18 protein-coding genes are annotated in these 18368 nt (G+C 41.8%); 16 read left to right on the top strand and 2 right to left on the bottom strand.

What is annotated here, in order from left to right:
- The first annotated feature begins 46 nt into the window (after positions 1 to 46).
- The 15 genes from DUL71_RS30445 to DUL71_RS30375 all read left to right on the top strand — a co-directional run bounded on the left by DUL71_RS30445 (position 47) and on the right by DUL71_RS30375 (position 14342).
- On the top strand, positions 47 to 901 hold the full coding sequence (locus tag DUL71_RS30445; protein ID WP_114941591.1) for a UDP-2,3-diacylglucosamine diphosphatase: 855 nt from the start codon (positions 47 to 49) through the stop codon (positions 899 to 901).
- Between the two features lie 123 nt (positions 902 to 1024).
- The gene (locus tag DUL71_RS30440; protein ID WP_114941590.1) at positions 1025 to 2017 is read left to right on the top strand and encodes a glycosyltransferase family protein; all 993 of its coding nucleotides are present in this window, start codon (positions 1025 to 1027) and stop codon (positions 2015 to 2017) included.
- 60 nt (positions 2018 to 2077) lie between these two features.
- Positions 2078 to 3064 (top strand): DUF6427 family protein, encoded by a 987-nt coding sequence (locus DUL71_RS30435; RefSeq protein ID WP_114941589.1) that lies wholly within the window; start codon positions 2078 to 2080, stop codon positions 3062 to 3064.
- Between the two features lie 99 nt (positions 3065 to 3163).
- Positions 3164 to 3856: a phosphoribosylformylglycinamidine synthase subunit PurQ gene (purQ, locus tag DUL71_RS30430; protein ID WP_114941588.1), complete on the top strand. Its 693-nt coding sequence runs from the start codon at positions 3164 to 3166 to the stop codon at positions 3854 to 3856.
- Entirely contained in the window at positions 3856 to 4599 is a 744-nt protein-coding gene (locus DUL71_RS30425; RefSeq protein ID WP_114941587.1) for a type III pantothenate kinase, read from the top strand. Before purQ ends, DUL71_RS30425 begins: the two co-directional genes overlap by 1 nt.
- Positions 4592 to 5914, top strand: coding sequence for a BamG family beta-barrel-assembly machinery protein (gene bamG, locus DUL71_RS30420; RefSeq protein ID WP_114941586.1), 1323 nt, complete (start codon positions 4592 to 4594; stop codon positions 5912 to 5914). Before DUL71_RS30425 ends, bamG begins: the two co-directional genes overlap by 8 nt.
- Positions 5915 to 5923: 9 nt before the next feature.
- Positions 5924 to 6502, top strand: a complete 579-nt coding sequence (lptC, locus tag DUL71_RS30415; RefSeq protein WP_114941585.1) for an LPS export ABC transporter periplasmic protein LptC — start codon at positions 5924 to 5926, stop codon at positions 6500 to 6502.
- A gap of 96 nt (positions 6503 to 6598) precedes the next feature.
- A complete protein-coding gene (locus DUL71_RS30410; RefSeq protein WP_114941584.1) occupies positions 6599 to 8728 on the top strand; it encodes a peptidylprolyl isomerase in 2130 nt (709 codons plus the stop codon).
- Between the two features lie 160 nt (positions 8729 to 8888).
- Positions 8889 to 9404 (top strand): DUF2480 family protein, encoded by a 516-nt coding sequence (locus DUL71_RS30405; protein WP_114941626.1) that lies wholly within the window; start codon positions 8889 to 8891, stop codon positions 9402 to 9404.
- Between the two features lie 93 nt (positions 9405 to 9497).
- Positions 9498 to 10292 (top strand): DUF3108 domain-containing protein, encoded by a 795-nt coding sequence (locus tag DUL71_RS30400; RefSeq protein ID WP_114941583.1) that lies wholly within the window; start codon positions 9498 to 9500, stop codon positions 10290 to 10292.
- Between the two features lie 10 nt (positions 10293 to 10302).
- Entirely contained in the window at positions 10303 to 10866 is a 564-nt protein-coding gene (locus DUL71_RS30395) for a DUF3109 family protein (RefSeq protein WP_114941582.1), read from the top strand.
- 145 nt (positions 10867 to 11011) lie between these two features.
- Entirely contained in the window at positions 11012 to 12148 is a 1137-nt protein-coding gene (gene gmd / locus DUL71_RS30390) for a GDP-mannose 4,6-dehydratase (protein WP_114941581.1), read from the top strand.
- Positions 12149 to 12174: 26 nt separating this feature from the next.
- Positions 12175 to 13761 carry a gliding motility protein RemB gene (locus DUL71_RS30385; protein ID WP_114941580.1) on the top strand — a complete coding sequence of 529 codons (1587 nt, stop codon included), beginning with the start codon at positions 12175 to 12177 and terminating at the stop codon, positions 13759 to 13761.
- A gap of 48 nt (positions 13762 to 13809) precedes the next feature.
- Positions 13810 to 14028, top strand: coding sequence for a hypothetical protein (locus tag DUL71_RS30380; RefSeq protein WP_114941579.1), 219 nt, complete (start codon positions 13810 to 13812; stop codon positions 14026 to 14028).
- Positions 14013 to 14342, top strand: a complete 330-nt coding sequence (locus DUL71_RS30375; RefSeq protein WP_114941578.1) for a type II toxin-antitoxin system PemK/MazF family toxin — start codon at positions 14013 to 14015, stop codon at positions 14340 to 14342. Before DUL71_RS30380 ends, DUL71_RS30375 begins: the two co-directional genes overlap by 16 nt.
- A 23-nt stretch (positions 14343 to 14365) precedes the next feature.
- Here DUL71_RS30375 and DUL71_RS30370 read toward each other — a convergent pair whose 3' ends face one another.
- Both DUL71_RS30370 and dxs read right to left on the bottom strand, forming a co-directional pair.
- Positions 14366 to 14881: an alpha-ketoglutarate-dependent dioxygenase AlkB gene (locus DUL71_RS30370; protein ID WP_114941577.1), complete on the bottom strand. Its 516-nt coding sequence runs from the start codon at positions 14879 to 14881 to the stop codon at positions 14366 to 14368.
- A gap of 40 nt (positions 14882 to 14921) precedes the next feature.
- Positions 14922 to 16853: a 1-deoxy-D-xylulose-5-phosphate synthase gene (gene dxs / locus DUL71_RS30365; protein ID WP_114941576.1), complete on the bottom strand. Its 1932-nt coding sequence runs from the start codon at positions 16851 to 16853 to the stop codon at positions 14922 to 14924.
- Between the two features lie 211 nt (positions 16854 to 17064).
- On the opposite strand from dxs, the gene DUL71_RS30360 reads away from it, so the two are divergent.
- Positions 17065 to 18357, top strand: coding sequence for a hypothetical protein (locus DUL71_RS30360; RefSeq protein ID WP_114941575.1), 1293 nt, complete (start codon positions 17065 to 17067; stop codon positions 18355 to 18357).
- Positions 18358 to 18368 lie beyond the last annotated feature (11 nt).

Raw genomic sequence — 18368 nt, 5'->3', positions numbered from 1 at the left:
CCGGCTAACCAAATCATGCCGGCCTGTAAAATAGCCCCTTAATTTAATGGCAAAACGCGAAGTTGATATTGTAGTAATATCTGATGTGCACCTTGGTACTTACGGCTGTCACGCAAAAGAATTGCTTAAATATTTAAAAAGCATCAAGCCCAAAATCCTTATCCTGAACGGCGATATTATTGATATTTGGCAATTTAGTAAATCGTACTGGCCCGAAGCACACATGAAAGTGGTGCGCCGTATCCTGAAGTTTGTTACTGATGGTATCCCGGTTTATTATTTAACCGGCAACCATGACGAAATGCTGCGGAAGTTTACCGATTTTAACATGGGTACTTTTCAGCTGCTTGATAAACTTGTGCTTAATATCGACGGTAAAAAGGCCTGGATTTTTCATGGGGATGTTTTTGACGTTACCATGCAGCACTCTAAGTGGCTGGCCAAACTGGGTGCAGTGGGTTATGATACGCTTATTTTGATCAACAGTTTTGTGAACTGGTTCCTTACGGCAATTGGCAGGCAAAAAATGAGCTTTTCGCAAAAGGTAAAAGCCAGTTTTAAGGAGGCGGTAAAATTCATTAACCAGTTTGAACAAACCGCGGCTGATCTGGCTGTGGATAAAGAATACAGCTATGTAATTTGTGGTCACATTCACCACGCCGAGATCAGGGAAATTACATCAACCCAAAATAACGGTTCGGTACTTTATCTAAACTCGGGCGATTGGGTAGAAAGCCTGAGCGCATTGGAGTATAACGACGGGAAGTGGGAAGTATTCAGATATAAGCCTGATGATTTCAATACCGATGCGGATGAAGAAGATAAAACCGATTCGGAAGATTTGAACGCCATGCTTGACGTTAAAAACCTGTTGGAGCGTTTTAAGCACGAACACGATTAAATTACACGGCGAAAACATTTTTCTTTACTAAATTAACCCCCTGAATATTGGCGGAGGTAAACCAGCATGTCTGCTACACCTGTACCGCGCGATCATCATCCTTTTTGAAAAGAAATTATTTTAATGAAGATACTGTTTGGTATACAGGGAACAGGTAACGGCCATATCAGCCGGGCAAGGGAAATTGTACCCCTGCTGCAACAATACGGTGAGGTTGACCTGCTGGTGAGCGGCACCGAAGCGGAAGTTTCGTTATCTCAGCCCCTGAAATATAAGTTTCATGGCGTAAGTTTTGTATTTGGCACTAATGGTGGCGTAGATAACTGGGCCACCTGGAAAATCATGAACCTGCGCCAGTTTCAGCGCGATTTACGGAGCCTTCCGCTAAAACAGTATGATCTTATCATCAACGATTTTGAACCGGTAAGTGCCTGGGCCTGCAGGCTAAGAGGAGTGCCATCGGTTTCATTAAGTCATCAGTGTTCATTTGTATCGCCCAATACGCCGAGGCCCGAAAAAAAGGACCCTTTTGCGCAGTGGCTTTTAAAAAATTATTCGCCTACCACTTATCATGTGGGGTTCCATTTTGAGCGCTATGATACTTTTATCAACACGCCTGTGATCCGCAGCGAGATCAGGCAGATGGAAACTTCTGATCTGGGGCATTATACCGTTTATTTGCCGGCATATGATGATAAAACCCTGCTGAAGTACCTGAGTACACAAAAAGAAGTTAAATGGCAGGTGTTTTCAAAAAGGCAAAAGCAAGCCTATCAATCCGGTAATGTAGAAATCTTCCCGGTAAATAATGAGGCTTTCAATAAAAGTTTGGCCAGCTGTACCGGCTTGCTTACCGGCGGTGGCTTTGAAGGCCCTGCTGAAGCGTTGTTTTTGCAGAAAAAGGTCATGATGATACCTATGAAGGGGCAATATGAGCAGCAGTGCAACGCGCTATCGGCCTCTAAGCTGGGCGTTCCGGTAGTGAGCGAAATCAATGAAAAATTCAATGGCCATTTAAGTAATTGGATAAACGACAGCAAAAAAATCATCGTTGATTTTCCTGACGAAACAGCCGCTATAGTTGATAAACTGGTAAAGCAATACGCAAGAGTTTAAAGCATTGCAACGTAAGCTGTTTTTCTGCTAATTTTGCAACCGCAAATACGGCCGCATAATATGATCAATCTTTTCCGGAACTATAATCCCCTTAATATTTTATGGCTGGCTATTTTGCTGTTCGTGCTCCGGGTGGGTTATATGGCACAAGTCCCCGAAAAGGTTGAATTTATTTTTGTTGAACCATTTGCCCGGCTGCTGGTCCCGGTAAAATATGAATACGCTTTTTCGCCACTGTTGAATGTGATAATTGCGGGCGGGCTGGTATTCGCGCAAGCATTATTGCTTAATTCGCTCATCAATCACCATAACTTATTGGGCAAACCAACTTTTTTACCAGCGTTAATGTATGTTACGCTTGCTGGTTTGTTTACGCCTTTTTTAACATTAAGTGCGCCGCTTATATGTAATTTTCTGCTTCTATGGATGCTGTATAAATTATTCAACCTTTATAAGGGTGAGGATGTTAAATCGGCAACTTATGATGTGGGCATGATCGTAGCGGTGGGCTCGCTTGTGTATTTCCCGTTTATTTATTTGTTTTTAGCTATCTGGGTGGCGCTTATTGTGTACCGGCCGTTTAACTGGCGCGAGTGGGTTATTTCGATACTGGGGTATGTAACCGTATTCTTTTTCCTGGCGGTTATCTATTTCCTGAACGATATGCTGCCCCGGTTTACGCATATCTGGCTGCCCTTAGGCAAAAAGTTTCCGGATCATATCAGTATAAACTCTTATAACTACCTTTTGCTGGCGCCGGTTATTTTGATATTGGTGCTTTGTTTTTTTAAACTGCAACAAAATTTCTTTAAAAGTTACGTACAGATCCGTAAAACATTTCAGTTGTTGTTTTTCATTTTTCTGACTACGGCGCTTTCATTTTATCTTAATTCAGAGTTTCGCCTGAGCCATTTTTTGCTTTGTGCGGTACCCGCAACGGTGTTTTTTGCCTATTATTTTTTGTATGCAACAAAGCGCTGGTTTTATGAAATACTGTATCTACTGTTGTTTATCAGCATTATTTATTTTCAGTTTAACAAATTTTAACTTTTACATTCGTCCTTATTTCGGTGGTTATGTTAGTTTTGTAGCCTGAAACTATAATAACAAGCTATTTAGGTTCACCCCATTTTAAAAGTAATACTGATGAAGTTTGGAGTAGTTATATTTCCCGGCTCTAATTGTGATGAAGATATCATTTATGTATTAGAAAAGATAATGGGTCAGCAGGTAGTAAGGTTATGGCATAAAGATCATGATCTGCAAGGTGTTGACTTTGTTGTTTTACCCGGTGGTTTTTCATTTGGCGATTACCTGCGTTCAGGCGCTATTTCGCGTTTTTCGCCAATTATGCAGGAGGTGATCCAGTTTGCAGCAAAAGGTGGTTACGTGATGGGGATCTGCAACGGTTTCCAGATCCTGACCGAAGCAGGTTTGTTGTCAGGTGCTTTATTGCACAACAGCAACCGCAAATTTATTTGCAGCAACATTTACTTAAAACCACAAACATCACAGTCGCTGCTTACAGCGCAGCTTGATCCTCAGCAACCATTAAGGATCCCGATTGCACATGGTGAAGGTAATTACTTTGCTGATGCTGATGTAATTAAAGCCCTTAATGATAATGACCAGGTAATGTTCAGGTATTGTGATGAGGCCGGTAATATCACTGCCGATTCGAACCCTAACGGCTCATTGGAAAACATAGCCGGTATTACCAACCTAACCAGGAATGTGTTTGGTTTAATGCCACACCCTGAGCGTGCTGCCGATAGCTTGTTAGCCAATGAGGACGGTTTAGCTATTTTTGAATCAATATTATCAATAGTTAGGGCCTGATGACCAGTCTGGTTATCGACATTGGTAATACCCTCATCAAAATCGCGGTTTTTAACCTGGATGTAATGCTTGAGGCGAACCAATATGAATCCATTGACGAGCCAGCTCTTGATGGTTTACTTAGCAAATACAACCCTGTTAAGGCAATTGTATCATCGGTAAAAAAAAGTAAAGAACCCTGGCAGGCTATACTGGGGCAAAAAATTCCGCTGATTCAATTTAATACATTTATGACCAGCGGAATAAATAACCATTATTTAACCCCCGAAACCCTCGGCCCCGATAGGCTGGCGGCTGTTATAGGCGCGTATCACATGTTCCCGGGGCAAAACAGCCTGGTAATAACCGGAGGGACAGCCATTACTTATGATGGTGTTGATGCCGAAGGGAATTATTTTGGCGGGAGTATATCGCCGGGCTTAAATATGCGTTATAAGGCTTTAAATAATTACACGGCAGGTTTGCCGCTCATTGAGGCCGACGCTGATTTTGATACGACATACGGTAACAATACAACAACCGCCATCCGTTCGGGAGTACAAAACGGAATAAAATATGAGCTTACCGGTTTTATTGAAAGTTATAAAACCGTCGGTGAGCAACTGAACATTATATTAAGCGGGGGCGACAGCATTTTTTTTGATACTCTATTGAAAAATAGCATCTTTGCCCGCTACATAAAAATTGAACCATATTTGGTTTTAAAAGGATTAAACGCAGCTATACAAAAGCATAATGATTAAATATACCCGGTTTTTTATAACACTTTTATTGGCTGTTGCCGCTTTCTCTGTACACGCGCAATCAACGGCAACTTCAAGCTCTCCATATTCACGTTACGGTATTGGCGATATTGATCCTCAACTTATGGGCCAGAATATAGGTATGGGCGGTATAGCTGTTGCTACCAACAAAATAGGTTTTTTTAATAACATCAACGTTATAAACCCGGCATCATACGGCGCCGTTAACCTTACAACTATTGACGTTGGTTTATATGCCAACTTTTTAACACTGAACCAAACAGGAGCGGCAAGTCAAAAAAACAGTAATTTCAGGCTTAATCATATCGCGTTCGCTATCCCTACTTCAAAGCGTTCGGCATTAAGCTTTGGTTTGTTGCCATACAGTGAGCGTGGTTACAACTATAAAAGAACGGTTAATAAAATGGGAAATTCAGGCTCGCCTGCTGATACCAACGTAACCAATTATAGCTACAGCGGCGATGGTAGCTTATCAAAAGCATATTTTGGATATGGTTTTGGTATAGGCAAGCACTTGCTGTTAGGTGCAAACGTATCATACATATTTGGTAACATCAAAGATATTGCCACCACCGAAATCCCTAATCTTGCAGGTGCAATAAATTCAAAAATTGAATCGAGCAATGCCATTGGTGGTATCAACTACGATTACGGTTTGCAATATTCATTTGATTTTTCTGAAACAAAACACCTCGTTTTCGGCTATTCGGCTTCGGCGGGTACAAAGCTGCATACGCAAAGCAGCTTTGTTGTTAGCCAGTATTTTAATGATGCCAATGGTAACCAGGACATAGCTGCTGATAGTGTGGTTAGTACAACCGGCCCAAAATCAAAACTGAAATTACCGCAGATCAACAGGTTCGGTATCTCTTTTCAAAACGATGGCAAGTTTCTTGTTGGTGCCGATTACTCTATGGGTAAATGGTCTGACTTATCAATTGCCGGTGTAAACCAGGGCTTACAGGATAGCAAAACATTCAACATAGGTGGTTCATATACGCCTAATATCTCAACCATCAGAAACTACCTTGCCACTGTTGATTACCGTTTAGGTGCTCTTTATGATGAAACTTATATGCACATCAACGGCCGCACCATTAAAAGGTATGCCGGTACTATAGGATTAGGATTACCGCTGCGCTCAAACAACGGTAGTTACTACAAGATCAACATCGCTGCTGAAGTTGGTCAGCGTGGTTCATTGGTTAATGGTTTGGTTAAAGAAAACTACGTTAACATCCACCTTGGCTTTACGCTTAATGATAAGTGGTTTACCAAATATAAATTTGACTAATTCGCTGTCATGAGCCGCCCTGCAGTTAACATACCGGTATTATGCCTGTTATTGTTGCCATTGGCGGCTTTCCTGTCCTCGTGCGAAAACGATCTGAAAAAAGTTAGGGAAATATCAGCTAATGAAGTTGATACCGTAGCCCAGCGCACTACCGGGCTCGATGTGATCATGAGCGATTCGACAAAGGTGGAGATCCATCTTACGGCTCCGCTTATGGTTGAGTACCAGATCAAGAAGCCTTATAAAATTATGCCTAAAGGTGTCAAGATCGATTATTATGATCGTGCTACCGGCGACTTTGCGGGAAATATCATTGCCGATACCGGCATTCAACGGGAGAAGGAAAAGCTTATCGAATTTCACGGTAACGTGGTTGCAACCAATGCCAAAGGCGAAACCTTTAAATCAAAAGAATTATTTTGGGACCAGGTAACCAAACGTGTTTACTCCAATAAACCGGTACAAGCCACCCTTAGCGGAGGCAACGTCATGAACGGCGATACCTTTGAAAGCGATGACAAGCTATTAAATCCTTCCTTTAAAAGTAGTACGGGCATATTCCATGTGGATGAAAAAGCGACACAATAATGACTTTTTTTAACGAAAATTTTGTGTTATAGAATTTTAGTAAAAATTGTATCTTGCGCCCTCTTTAAAAAAGAATAGAATAATTATAAATGTAATATGGGTATAATGGGTTTTTTGCGCGAAAGAATGGGGAAGATTCTCGCATTCTTTATTGGCCTCGCGCTGCTTGCATTTATTGTGAGCGAAGTTGTAAGATCGGGCGGTTCCTTTTTCAGGGACGATAGTAACGAGCTTGCCGTTGTAAACGGCGAAAAAGTGCCCTATGACAAATTCAACGAAAAGCTGGAGCAAAATTCAGCGCAGTTCAAACAGCAGGGACAGAGCATTTCTCCGCAGATAGCAAGCTATTTGCAGGAAACTACCTGGAACCAGTATTTAAGCCAGATGCTGATAGGCAAAGAAATTGAAAAACTTGGCCTTACAGTTGGTGACGACGAAATGAGTGTGATGATTGGCGACAATAATCCTGACCCTCAGATTGCCCGTCAGTTTGCCGATCAGCAAACAGGCCAGTTTGACCGCAACAAGTACAACCAGTTTAAAGCCTACCTTCAATCAGGTAAAGCCGATCCTGCTCAAAAAGAAGCATGGCATAACTTTGTTGTTGACTTAATTGAAGCTAAAAAAGCTACCAAATACATGACATTGGTTACCAATGGCCTTTATGTAAACTCGCTTGAAGCTACGGATGACTACGAAGCAAAAAACAAGCTGGTTAACTTTAAATATGTATCGCTTGATTACGCTTCAATCCCTGACGCTAAAGTTACTTTAACTGATGGCGATTACAGCGCATATTACGATGCTCACAAAGCTCAGTTCAAAACGCCACAGGAGTTAAGGGATTTTGAATATGTTACTTTTAACGCTGCCCCTTCAAAGGAAGACTCAGCTGCAGTTAAACTACAGGCAGAAAAATTAGCGAACGAATTTAAGACAACTAATAACGATTCGCTTTTTGTTCAGATCAATGCCGAAACAAAAGCGCCTTTAGCCTATCAGCGTAAAGGCAGCCTTGACCCTAAACTGGATACAACCATGTTTAGCGCTGCCAAAGGATTCGTATACGGCCCTTACATTGAAAACGGTAGCTACAAAATAGCTAAACTGGTTGACAGCAAAACTACTTTTGACTCAGTTAAAACAAGGCACATCCTGATCGACCTTGCATCTGCAGGTGGCGAGGATAAAGCAAAAGCTAAAGCGGATTCAATCAAAAAATTAATCCAGGGCGGTAAGTCATTTGCCGAATTGGCAACAACTTTCTCGGCCGATAAAGGCAGCGCTGTAAAAGGCGGTGAAATTCCATCATTTGATGCCAATGGCGTTATGGGTGGCGGTCAGGGCGCATTAGTTCCTGAATATTACAATGCTGCTTTCAAAGCAAACAAAGGCGATATCCTTGTTGTAAAATCGCAATTTGGTTACCATGTTATCCAGGTTGAAGATCAAAAAGGTTCTGTAAAACTGGTTAAAGTTGGCGTGGTTGATAAACCTTTAACTGCAAGCAGCAAAACACAAACTGTAGCTTACAGCAAAGCACAAGCATTTTTAGCTTCGTTAACATCTGATAACTTTGAAGCTGAGGCTAAAAAAGAAGGGTTAAAACCACGTACTGCCGAAGATGTTACCGCTATAGCTTCTGGCCTGCCAGGTTTGGATAACGCCCGTGATGTAGTTAGATGGGCTTACAAAGCCGAAAAAGGCGATATCACTGATAAAGTATTTACTGTAGGTGACCAATATATCGTAACCCGCCTTACCGAGATCAAGCCTAAAGGTACATTAGCTCTTGAAGCTGTTAAAAAGCAAATTGAGCCAATGGTACGTAATGAGGTTAAAGCTAAACAACTGAAAGAGAAATTTGACTCGGCCCTTGGCGGCGGCGCTTCTATCGACCAGGTTGCTCAAAAAGTAAACAGCAAAGTGGTTCCGGTTGAAAACATTGTTTTCGCTAACCCGATCATCCCTGGTCAATCTGCAGAATACAAAGTTATTGGTTCTGTATTTGGCTCAGCAGTTAACAAAATTTCAAAACCGGTTGACGGTGCTCAAGGCGTTTATGTGTTTGTGGTTAATGGTTTCACTAACCCGCCTGCACTTGGTAATGCTGTTAAACAAAAAGAGCAAATTGGCCAGGCACTGTTACAACGTTCACAAGGCTTAGTTCTGGATGCATTAAAAGATAATGCAATTGTAAAAGATAACAGAGCTAAATTTTTCTAAATAAAATTTAAAGTAAATTTGTATCCGGGAGTAGCGTTAAGCCGCTCCCGGATTTTTTGTTTTATATACTGACTATAGTGTTTTTATATAAGGCGGTTAGAAGTAATATTTAAGAACCCGGCTAAGCGGCGTCAAGCTTTTAGCTTTCATGATAAACGGTATGGATATCCAGGAAAACATAGTAAATAAGGTAGCTCAGAGTGGCTTGGTTACCTTAGACCCGGCAGATTTTTATCCTGCCGGCGAGCGCGTCATATACGATATAAAAGAAAATCTTTTCCATGGCCTTATTTTAAAGGAGAAGGATTTCAGGGACTTTATAAAAGAACATGACTGGGCGCAATACGAGGGCAAGAACGTAGGAATTACCTGCTCTGCCGACGCTATTGTACCTGCATGGGCGTATATGTTGCTGGCTAACCGTATGGCCCCTTACGCCCGCGAAATAGTTTTTGGCGATAAGGATGTACTTGAAACTGTGCTTTTTGAAAAGGAGATAGCTAAAGCCGATTTTGAACAATACCGCGGGCAGCGCATTGTGCTGAAAGGTTGTGGCGATACAGAAGTGCCAACATCTGCTTATGTGGAGATCACTAAAAAGCTAACTGCCGTGGTGAAAAGCCTCATGTTTGGTGAGCCATGCTCAACCGTTCCTATCTATAAGCGTAAGGACTAAGTTTTTAAGTAGCAGTACGCAATAAAAATAGGTTTAAACCATTTATAATAGCAGTTGTCTTATCACAAGTCCTGCAAAAGGGGCTATTAATCAATGAAAAAACTGCTGATAAATAAATATTTTTTTACTGTACTGCTTTTTATAGTTTGTTGTTCCGGGGTATCTGCCCAGGAGTTGAAAAAGATCAACGAATCGATTTTCAAAGCTGGCGAACAACTGGATTACAAGATGAAGTACGGCTTTTTTACCGCTGCCGAGGCTACCATTAAGGTAGAGGCCAGCGATAAAAAATATAATGACCGTCCAACGTTCCACCTTGTTGCTGAGGGCAAAACGGCGGGCTCCTTCGACCTGTTTTACAAGGTGCGTAACCGTTATGAATCATACGTTGATCAGACAACGCTGATGCCCTATTTTTATACTGAAAACAGGAGGGAAGGCAAGTACAGGCATACAGACAATGTTACCTTCGATCAGAAAGATAAAAAGGTAACGGCGAATAAGGGAACATTCGGGTATAAGGGAGAGTCTTTTGATTTTGTATCGGCCTATTATTTCGCTCGGGCTATTGATGTTTCAAAGCTGCACGAGGGGGATACCTTTGATCTGCAATACTTTTTGGAGGATGGCTTTCACAGTATGCAGATAACCTATGTGGGTACCGAAACGGTTGAGTGTTCGCTTGGTAAGTTTAATTGTCTTAAATTTAGCCCGGCAATTATTCCGGGGCGTATTTTCCGGAAGAACAGTAAGTTGTACCTTTGGGTTACTAATGATAAAAACAGGATACCGGTAAAAGCCCATGTTGAAGTGCTGATTGGTAGTGTAACGATGGACCTGAAATCGGCATCGGGACTTAAGTATCCGTTAAATCCTATTAAAGATTGATTTTAAAAAGATGATTGAGGTTGGCAATGTGTTACTGCACGAAGATGTAGTAAAGGAAAATTTTGTATGTAACTTAAACAAGTGCAAAGGAGCCTGCTGTCTTGAAGGCGATTCGGGTGCCCCGCTCAATGCCGACGAGCTTGATATCCTGAAAGAGATCTACCCTAAAGTGAAACCTTACCTTACTGCAAAAGGCATCAAAACAATTGAGCAGGACGGCGTATATGTAACCGATTTTGAAGGCGATTATACTACTCCTTGTGTTGATACCAATAAAGAATGCGCTTATGTAATATGGGAAAACGGCATTACCAAATGTGGTATTGAAAAAGCCTACGAAGAAGGTGCTGTTAACTGGAAAAAGCCTATCTCCTGCCATTTATATCCTATCCGCATCACCTCATATCCTGAGTTTGATGTTTTAAACTATGACAGGTGGAATATCTGCAGCCCTGCATGTTCATTTGGCGACGAGTTGAAAGTGCGCGTCCACGAGTTTTTAAAAGATCCGCTTATCCGTAAATATGGTGCCGATTGGTACAAGGAACTGGAAGATACCGTAGCCGGAATTTGATTGTTCCGGTTGTTTATTTAATATCCTCATCAGTCATTTAACAGTAGCATTAACCGCTGCCTGTCTTATATATTAAGCGTTATGGACGTAATTACAATAAAATTGGATATTATTGTATTGCACAATACATGTACGCTATTTATTAATGAAAAAGGCTTTAATAACAGGAATAACAGGGCAGGATGGCGCTTATTTAGCAGAGTTTTTGCTGAAAAAGGGTTATGAGGTGCATGGGGTTAAACGCCGCTCATCATTATTAAATACAGACAGGATTGATCATTTATATCATGATCCGCATGAACCCAATGTTAAATTCAGGCTTCATTATGGTGATCTTACCGATTCAACTAACCTTATCAGGCTTATACAGGAAGTTCAGCCCGACGAAATTTATAATCTTGCTGCCCAAAGCCACGTAAAGGTGAGCTTTGAAACACCCGAATATACGGCTAACGCCGATGGCGTTGGCACTTTACGCATTCTTGAAGCAGTCCGACTTCTTGATCTTACCAAAAAGACGCGTGTTTACCAGGCTTCCACATCAGAGCTTTATGGCCTGGTGCAGGCGGTACCGCAAAGTGAAACTACTCCTTTTTACCCGCGCTCACCGTACGCTGTTGCAAAACTATATGGTTATTGGATTGTAGTTAACTATCGCGAAGCTTACGGCATGTATGCCTGTAATGGGATTCTTTTTAATCATGAAAGCCCGGTACGGGGCGAAACTTTTGTCACCCGTAAAATTACACGCGCGGCATCCAAAATAGCACTTGGCCTGCAAAATTGCCTGTATGTGGGCACCCTTTCGGCACAACGCGATTGGGGACATGCCAAAGATTACGTAGAAGCCATGTGGCTGATGCTGCAGCAGGAAACTGCCGAGGATTTTGTAATAGCAACAGGTGTAACAACAACCGTGCGCGACTTTATCAGGATGGCATTTATAGAGCTGGGTATAGAGGTTGAATTTAGCGGGAAGGATGAAAATGAACGTGGCGTGATCATTGATATAGATGAGGAACGTGCTACCACGCTTGGCTTGAATTTGGATGCACTAAGATTTGGGCAGACAGTAGTTAAGGTAGATCCCCGTTATTTCAGGCCAACAGAAGTTGATCTGTTAATTGGTGATGCTACCAAAGCGTATAATAAATTGGGCTGGAAACCTAAATATGACCTGCAGGCGCTGGTGACCGATATGGTACTTGTCGATCTGCATTTGGTAAAAAAAGACGAATACCTGAGAAAAGGCGGTTTTAATACGCTTAATTATTTTGAATAATCACAGACCAAACGTATAACCTATATATGAAGAGAATATTTACAAGCATTATTTTACTGTTGTTGATAAGCGGATTTGCGGAGGCCCAGTCCGAATATCAGCCTTATAATTACCAGTTTTACCAAAAACTTAATGAGGATGTTTATTCAACCAAAACAAGGGTGCATAGCTCACTAAGGCCGTTTATGGTTGATGATTCGCTTTTGAAGGAGCACTATGATTCATTAATGAACCTGAACGGGCTTAAAGGCCGTTTTTTTAACGAACACCAAATTGATGTGAAAAGTAAAAACTCCACTTTTTATGCCGATCTGCTGCCCGACTTTAATGTTAGCCGCGATTTCTCCGGTAAAAAGAATACCAATTTTGGTACGCTTGGCATCCAGTTTGGCGGAACTTTCGGTAAAAACTTTTCATATAATATTGCCGGTTATGAAAACCGTGCCGTATTGCCCAATTACCTGCAAACTTACGTTAACCAGGTTGGCATAGCTCCCGGGCAGGCATACGCTGGTATTTATGGTAATGAATACCGCTGGTCATACATCACCGCCAACGTTTCTTATACCCCTGTAAAGTTTTTGAATATCAGTGCCGGTCGTGACAAAACTTTTGTTGGTGATGGTTATCGTTCATTATTATTATCTGATTACGCGTCACCTTATCCCTTCTTCAAATTAACAGCAACGCTGGGTAATGTACGGTATATGGCCATGTGGACCTATTTTGATGATCCACTTTCCATAAAGGTAGATAATGGTGACAGGAAGAAATTTGGTGTGTTCCATTACCTGGACTGGAATGTAACTAACAGGTTATCGCTCGGTTTCTTTGATGCTGTAATATGGGCAGCTAAAGACGATTTAGGTCATAAACGGGGCTTTGATTTTACTTATGTGAACCCGGTAATATTTTTAAGGCCGGTTGAAGCCTCAAACGGTTCGCCTGACAATGCGTTGATTGGTTTTACCGCTAAATACAAGTTAACCGATGGCATTACCGCTTATGGACAGTTCGCTCTTGACGAGTTTGAGTCATCAAGCTTTTTTTCAAGTAAGGGTAGTTCACGTAATAAATACGGCTTTCAGTTGGGTATAAGGGGAGCAAATCTGTTTAACGTTAAGGGGTTAAACTACCTGGTTGAAACAAACAATGTTAAGCCTTATACTTACTCAGAACGTACATCTGTAATTAACTATACTGAAAATGGAGAGCCAATCGGACATCCATGGGGAGCTAATTTCCGTGAGGCTGTAGGCTTATTGAATTATTCATATAAAAGGTTTGACTTTACAGGCGAGATAGATTATGGACATTATGGTCTCGATGTTAACGGTCTAAACTATGGTAAAGATCCATATCAGGGCTATCGCGATCCTGCGCGTGAATACGGCAATTATACAGGGCAGGGCTTAACTACCAATATGGTTTATCTCGAAGGCAAGGTGGCTTATTTAATTAATCCTAAATATAATTTAAGGTTTGAGCTTGGCGGTTTAATCCGCAGGGATAAAAATGATCAGTTTAATGATAAAACATCTATGCTGACTTTTGGTATCCGAAGCTCGTTCCGTGCTATATATAATGATTTGGCAAGTTATAAGGTTCATTGATAGTAATTAGGATTTCGGGATAGACCTTTACTTTTAGTATATTTGATTATGATCAGGACAGTTGTTAAGCCAAGTAATCGTAATATATCAATCAGCTTACCAGAAGAATTTGTTGGCAAGCAGGTAGAGGTTATTGCATTTACTATTGAGGAAGCGGATAATACTGCAGAAAGTATGGACAATATTTCTACTCATTTTGCTACTGAGGCAGTGTTAGCTAAAAGCTGGTTGACAGCAGAAGAAGATAAGGCATGGCAGGATTTGTAAAAGGGGACATCGTAGTTATTCCATTTCCTTTTTCTGATTTATCGGGCAGCAAGAAAAGGCCTGCCTTGGTATTAGCTGACTTGCAGGGTGATGACATTATTTTATGTCAGATAACAAGTCAGCAAAGTAAAGATGCTTATGCTATTGCTATTGATCAGACAGATTTTGCGAGAGGATCTTTACCTGTGGCTTCAAATATTCGTCCTTCGCGTATTTTTACAGCTGATAAAAAGATAATATTACGCACGGCCGGTACATTAAAAAGCGCAAGCTTAATAAAGGTTTCAAATGCAATTGTTAAGCTATTAACATAAAGTATGACCGATTATCACATCGGCTATGCTTTGATTTTTCGAAAAGTAAGGCTTATTCTACTGTTTTCTGTATCCGAGGACGGAACAGCGTGATGCCATTTTGTTTGAACTTCTTGTGTCATATATATCAGACTACCCGGTTTTAGTTCGTAATTCACAAACTCGTCTTTGTTTTCGATATTGCGAAATCTTAAAGTGCGAGTTTCTCCTACAGAAATTATAGCCACTCCTGTGTTTGGGTATAGAATATCTGTTTGGTCGGAGTGATAACCCATTTTAGCCTTCCCGTCTAAATAATAATTTAAGAGGCAGTTATTGGCGATAAAATTGATGAGAGGCGTTAGACTATTTATTATAGCTTCTAATTGGGGCAATAGTTGTTGATAGGGATAGCTAATTTGCGAATAGTTATAGGCTTCCCCATAGCTGGCCGTTTTACGGGCAGCCATTCGCTCGTCCCAACTGATATTCGTTACCAGGAAATCAAAAAGTTGGACGGGATCGTTGATGAAATTTTCAATATAAAGTATCCCGTCCATATGTCAAAAATGATATGTCCCTATTTTGAGAATGCGAACGTTACGATGCAATAGTATTCACGCTTCTTTTTTCGGCCATGTTGCGTACCTGCTCGGCTATTCCGTTGGCATTGAAACCGCAATCTGCCCAAAGCTCGGGTTGATCACCATGTTCAATGAATGTATCCGGAATGCCCAGGCGTTTCACCTGAATGTTGGTGTAGCCATTATCTGCCATAAATTCAAGCACCGCGCTACCTGCACCGCCTTCAATACAGCCATCTTCAACGGTAATTACTTTATTAAACTTGCTGAATACATCGTGCAATAAAGCTTTGTCAAGCGGTTTTACAAACCGGAGATCGTAGTGGGCTGGATTATAACCTTCGGCATTAAGTTCGGTAATAGCTTTAACTACTTCGTTACCGATAGCGCCGATAGAAAGGATCGCAACATCGTCGCCATCGCAAACCTTGCGGCCTTTGCCTACCGGGATGGCTTTAAACGGACGCTGCCAGTCAACCATAACACCGTTACCACGAGGGTACCTGATCACGAATGGCCCCATGTTTTCCTGCTGGGCAGTGAACATCAGGTTACGAAGTTCTTCCTCATTCATTGGGGCAGACACAACCATGTTTGGTATGCAACGCATGTAAGCCATGTCATAAGCGCCGTGGTGTGTAGCACCATCAGCCCCGGCAAAACCGGCGCGGTCAAGGCAAAATATAACGTTGAGCTTTTGTATAGCTACGTCATGGATCACCTGGTCATAAGCCCGCTGCATAAAGCTGGAGTAAATGTTACAGAACGGAACAAGTCCCTGGGTTGCTAAACCCGCGGAGAAAGTTACCGCATGCTGCTCGGCAATGCCCACGTCAAACGCGCGGTTTGGCATAGCCTTCATCATCAGGTTTAATGAACAGCCGGAAGGCATGGCCGGAGTGATCCCCATGATTTTAGGGTTTTGCTCTGCCAGTTCAATTATGGTATGCCCAAACACATCCTGGAATTTAGGAGGCTGAGGCTTATCGTATTTAGTTTTCTTGATCTCGCCGGTAATTTTATCAAACAAACCGGGAGCGTGCCATTTGGTCTGATCTTTTTCGGCAAGGGCATAACCTTTACCTTTTACCGTGATGCAATGCAACAGTTTTGGCCCTGGAATATCGCGCAGGTCCTTCAATACTTTTATCAGGTGATTTACATCGTGCCCGTCAATAGGCCCAAAATACCTGAACTTAAGTGCTTCAAAAAAGTTGCTGCGTTTAAGCAGGGTGCCTTTAATGCTTTTTTCGAGCTTTTGAGCAATTTTAAACGCATCGGGGCCAATAGATGATAGCTTGGCCAGTACATGCGCTATATCGTCCCTGAAGCGGTTATATGGCTTTGAGATGGCGATGTCTGTAAGATATTCTTTCAATGCGCCAACGTTAGGGTCGATGGCCATGTTATTATCGTTCAGGATCACCAGTAAGTTTGAATTCTCGATACCGGCATGGTTAAGGGCTTCAAAAGCCATACCCGCGGTCATAGCACCATCGCCAATTACCGCCACGTGCTGCCTGTCGGTTTCGCCTTTGTAATGAGAGGCAACAGCCATGCCCAATGCTGCGGAAATAGAGGTTGATGAGTGGCCTACGCCAAATGTATCATATTCACTTTCCGAACGTTTTGGGAAGCCGCTGATTCCACCGTGAATACGGTTGGTATGAAACTCATCCCGGCGGCCTGTAAGTATTTTATGACCGTAAGCCTGGTGGCCAACGTCCCAAACCAACTGGTCATAAGGGGTATTGAGTACATATTGTAGCGCTACCGTAAGTTCAACTACACCCAGGCTGGCGGCAAAGTGCCCGCCATTAACGGATACCACGTCAATAATATACTGGCGTAGTTCTTTGCATACCTGTTCAAGCTCGTTTTCATTAAGTAGCTTTAAATCAGATGGATAATTTATTTTTTGTAATAAATTTCCGGCCGGTACCTGCATTGACATTCGTAAGGATATTTAACCTGCAAAATAAGGTAATTATTGTTAAAATAAGGACATATAAATGTATTAATTGTTTTGCGACTGTGCCGAATACGGTGTAAAGTGCAATAATAGCCTCATAGCTACAGGCTATAAACATTTAGCTTACAGATGCTACCGCAAATTATTATATTTAGCTTTCCTCAAACCATTAACCTTGTTATAATTTATGACGGAGACAAATGCCAGCCCGCTTTTCTGGTCGGCCCCGCAAAAAATAGCTTTTAGGTTTATCCTGCAGCTTTTTACTTTGTACATTATTTTTAATCCAAATGGCGTACTGCCGTACACGGAAGTTATCGCCGAATACTACATTAAACCGTTCCATACGCTGATTCCCTGGCTGGCCCAACATGTTTTACATTTAGCACAACCCATAACCGTTTTTACTAACGGCAGCGGTGATACTACTTACGATTATCTGATCATTTTGTTTATAGCAACTGTTGCAGCAATAGGTACCCTAATATGGTCAATTGCCGACAGTAGGTCCCGCAATTATAACAAGCTTTTTTATTGGCTGTGCGTTATTGTAAGGTATTATGTGGGTATAACCATGCTTAGTTATGGATTTGTAAAGGTTATCAAGCTGCAGTTTCCCTCGCCGTCACCAGGCCGGCTGGTGCAATCAATTGGCAACGCGTCGCCTATGGGATTGGCCTGGACTTACATGGGATACTCAAGGGGCTTCAATTATTTTACGGGAATAGCGGAGGTAAGCTGCGGGGTGTTGCTCTTTTTTCGCAAAACCACCACCTTGGGTGCCGTTTTGGGCCTTGTGGTTGCCGGGAATATTATGGCCATCAATTACTGCTTTGATGTACCTGTTAAATTATTGTCGACCACGCTTGTGCTCATGTCGCTGTTCCTCCTTTCAAAGGATGCCGGCCGGCTCATCAACTTCTTTTTTCTTAATAAGCCTGCGCCACCGTCAGAAATTGAACCACACCGTTTCCGGCTTAAATGGAAAAATGTTACGCTTTCCGTTTTTAAATATATTTTGCTGCTCTATCTGTTAGTATCAAATATCAATGATGATATTAAAGCTGCCACCCAATATGGCGATGCTGCTGTAAAGCCGCATCTTTATGGCATTTATGATATTCAAACCTATGTGTTAAATAAAGATACTGTTGCCCCCTTAACTACTAACATCAACCGCTGGCGTAAATTGATGGTAGGAGCCTCGGGCCGTGCCATGGTGAAAAAGATGAATGACAGTACCGAAAATTACACTTTTAGATCAGATATTAAAGCGCATACCATAGTGATGTTTACCGATGCCGATACGATAAACAAGTATTACTTTAACTATGCCGAATCTGGTAAAACCAAATTGATTTTGACCGGGAAGTGCGGTATTGATTCGCTTCATATCAGCCTTGAAAAATTTGATCTGAATAAATTCAGGCTGAACAGTCGTGGTTTTCATTGGATTAATGAATACCCATACAATAAGTAAGGGCTTGGTAA

It is taken from the genome of Mucilaginibacter endophyticus (genome assembly GCF_003351025.1).
GTDB classification, from domain to species: Bacteria; Bacteroidota; Bacteroidia; order Sphingobacteriales; family Sphingobacteriaceae; genus Mucilaginibacter; species Mucilaginibacter endophyticus.
Note: the sequence above shows the minus strand (reverse complement) of the source record. Positions and strands in the feature narration are given on the sequence as shown.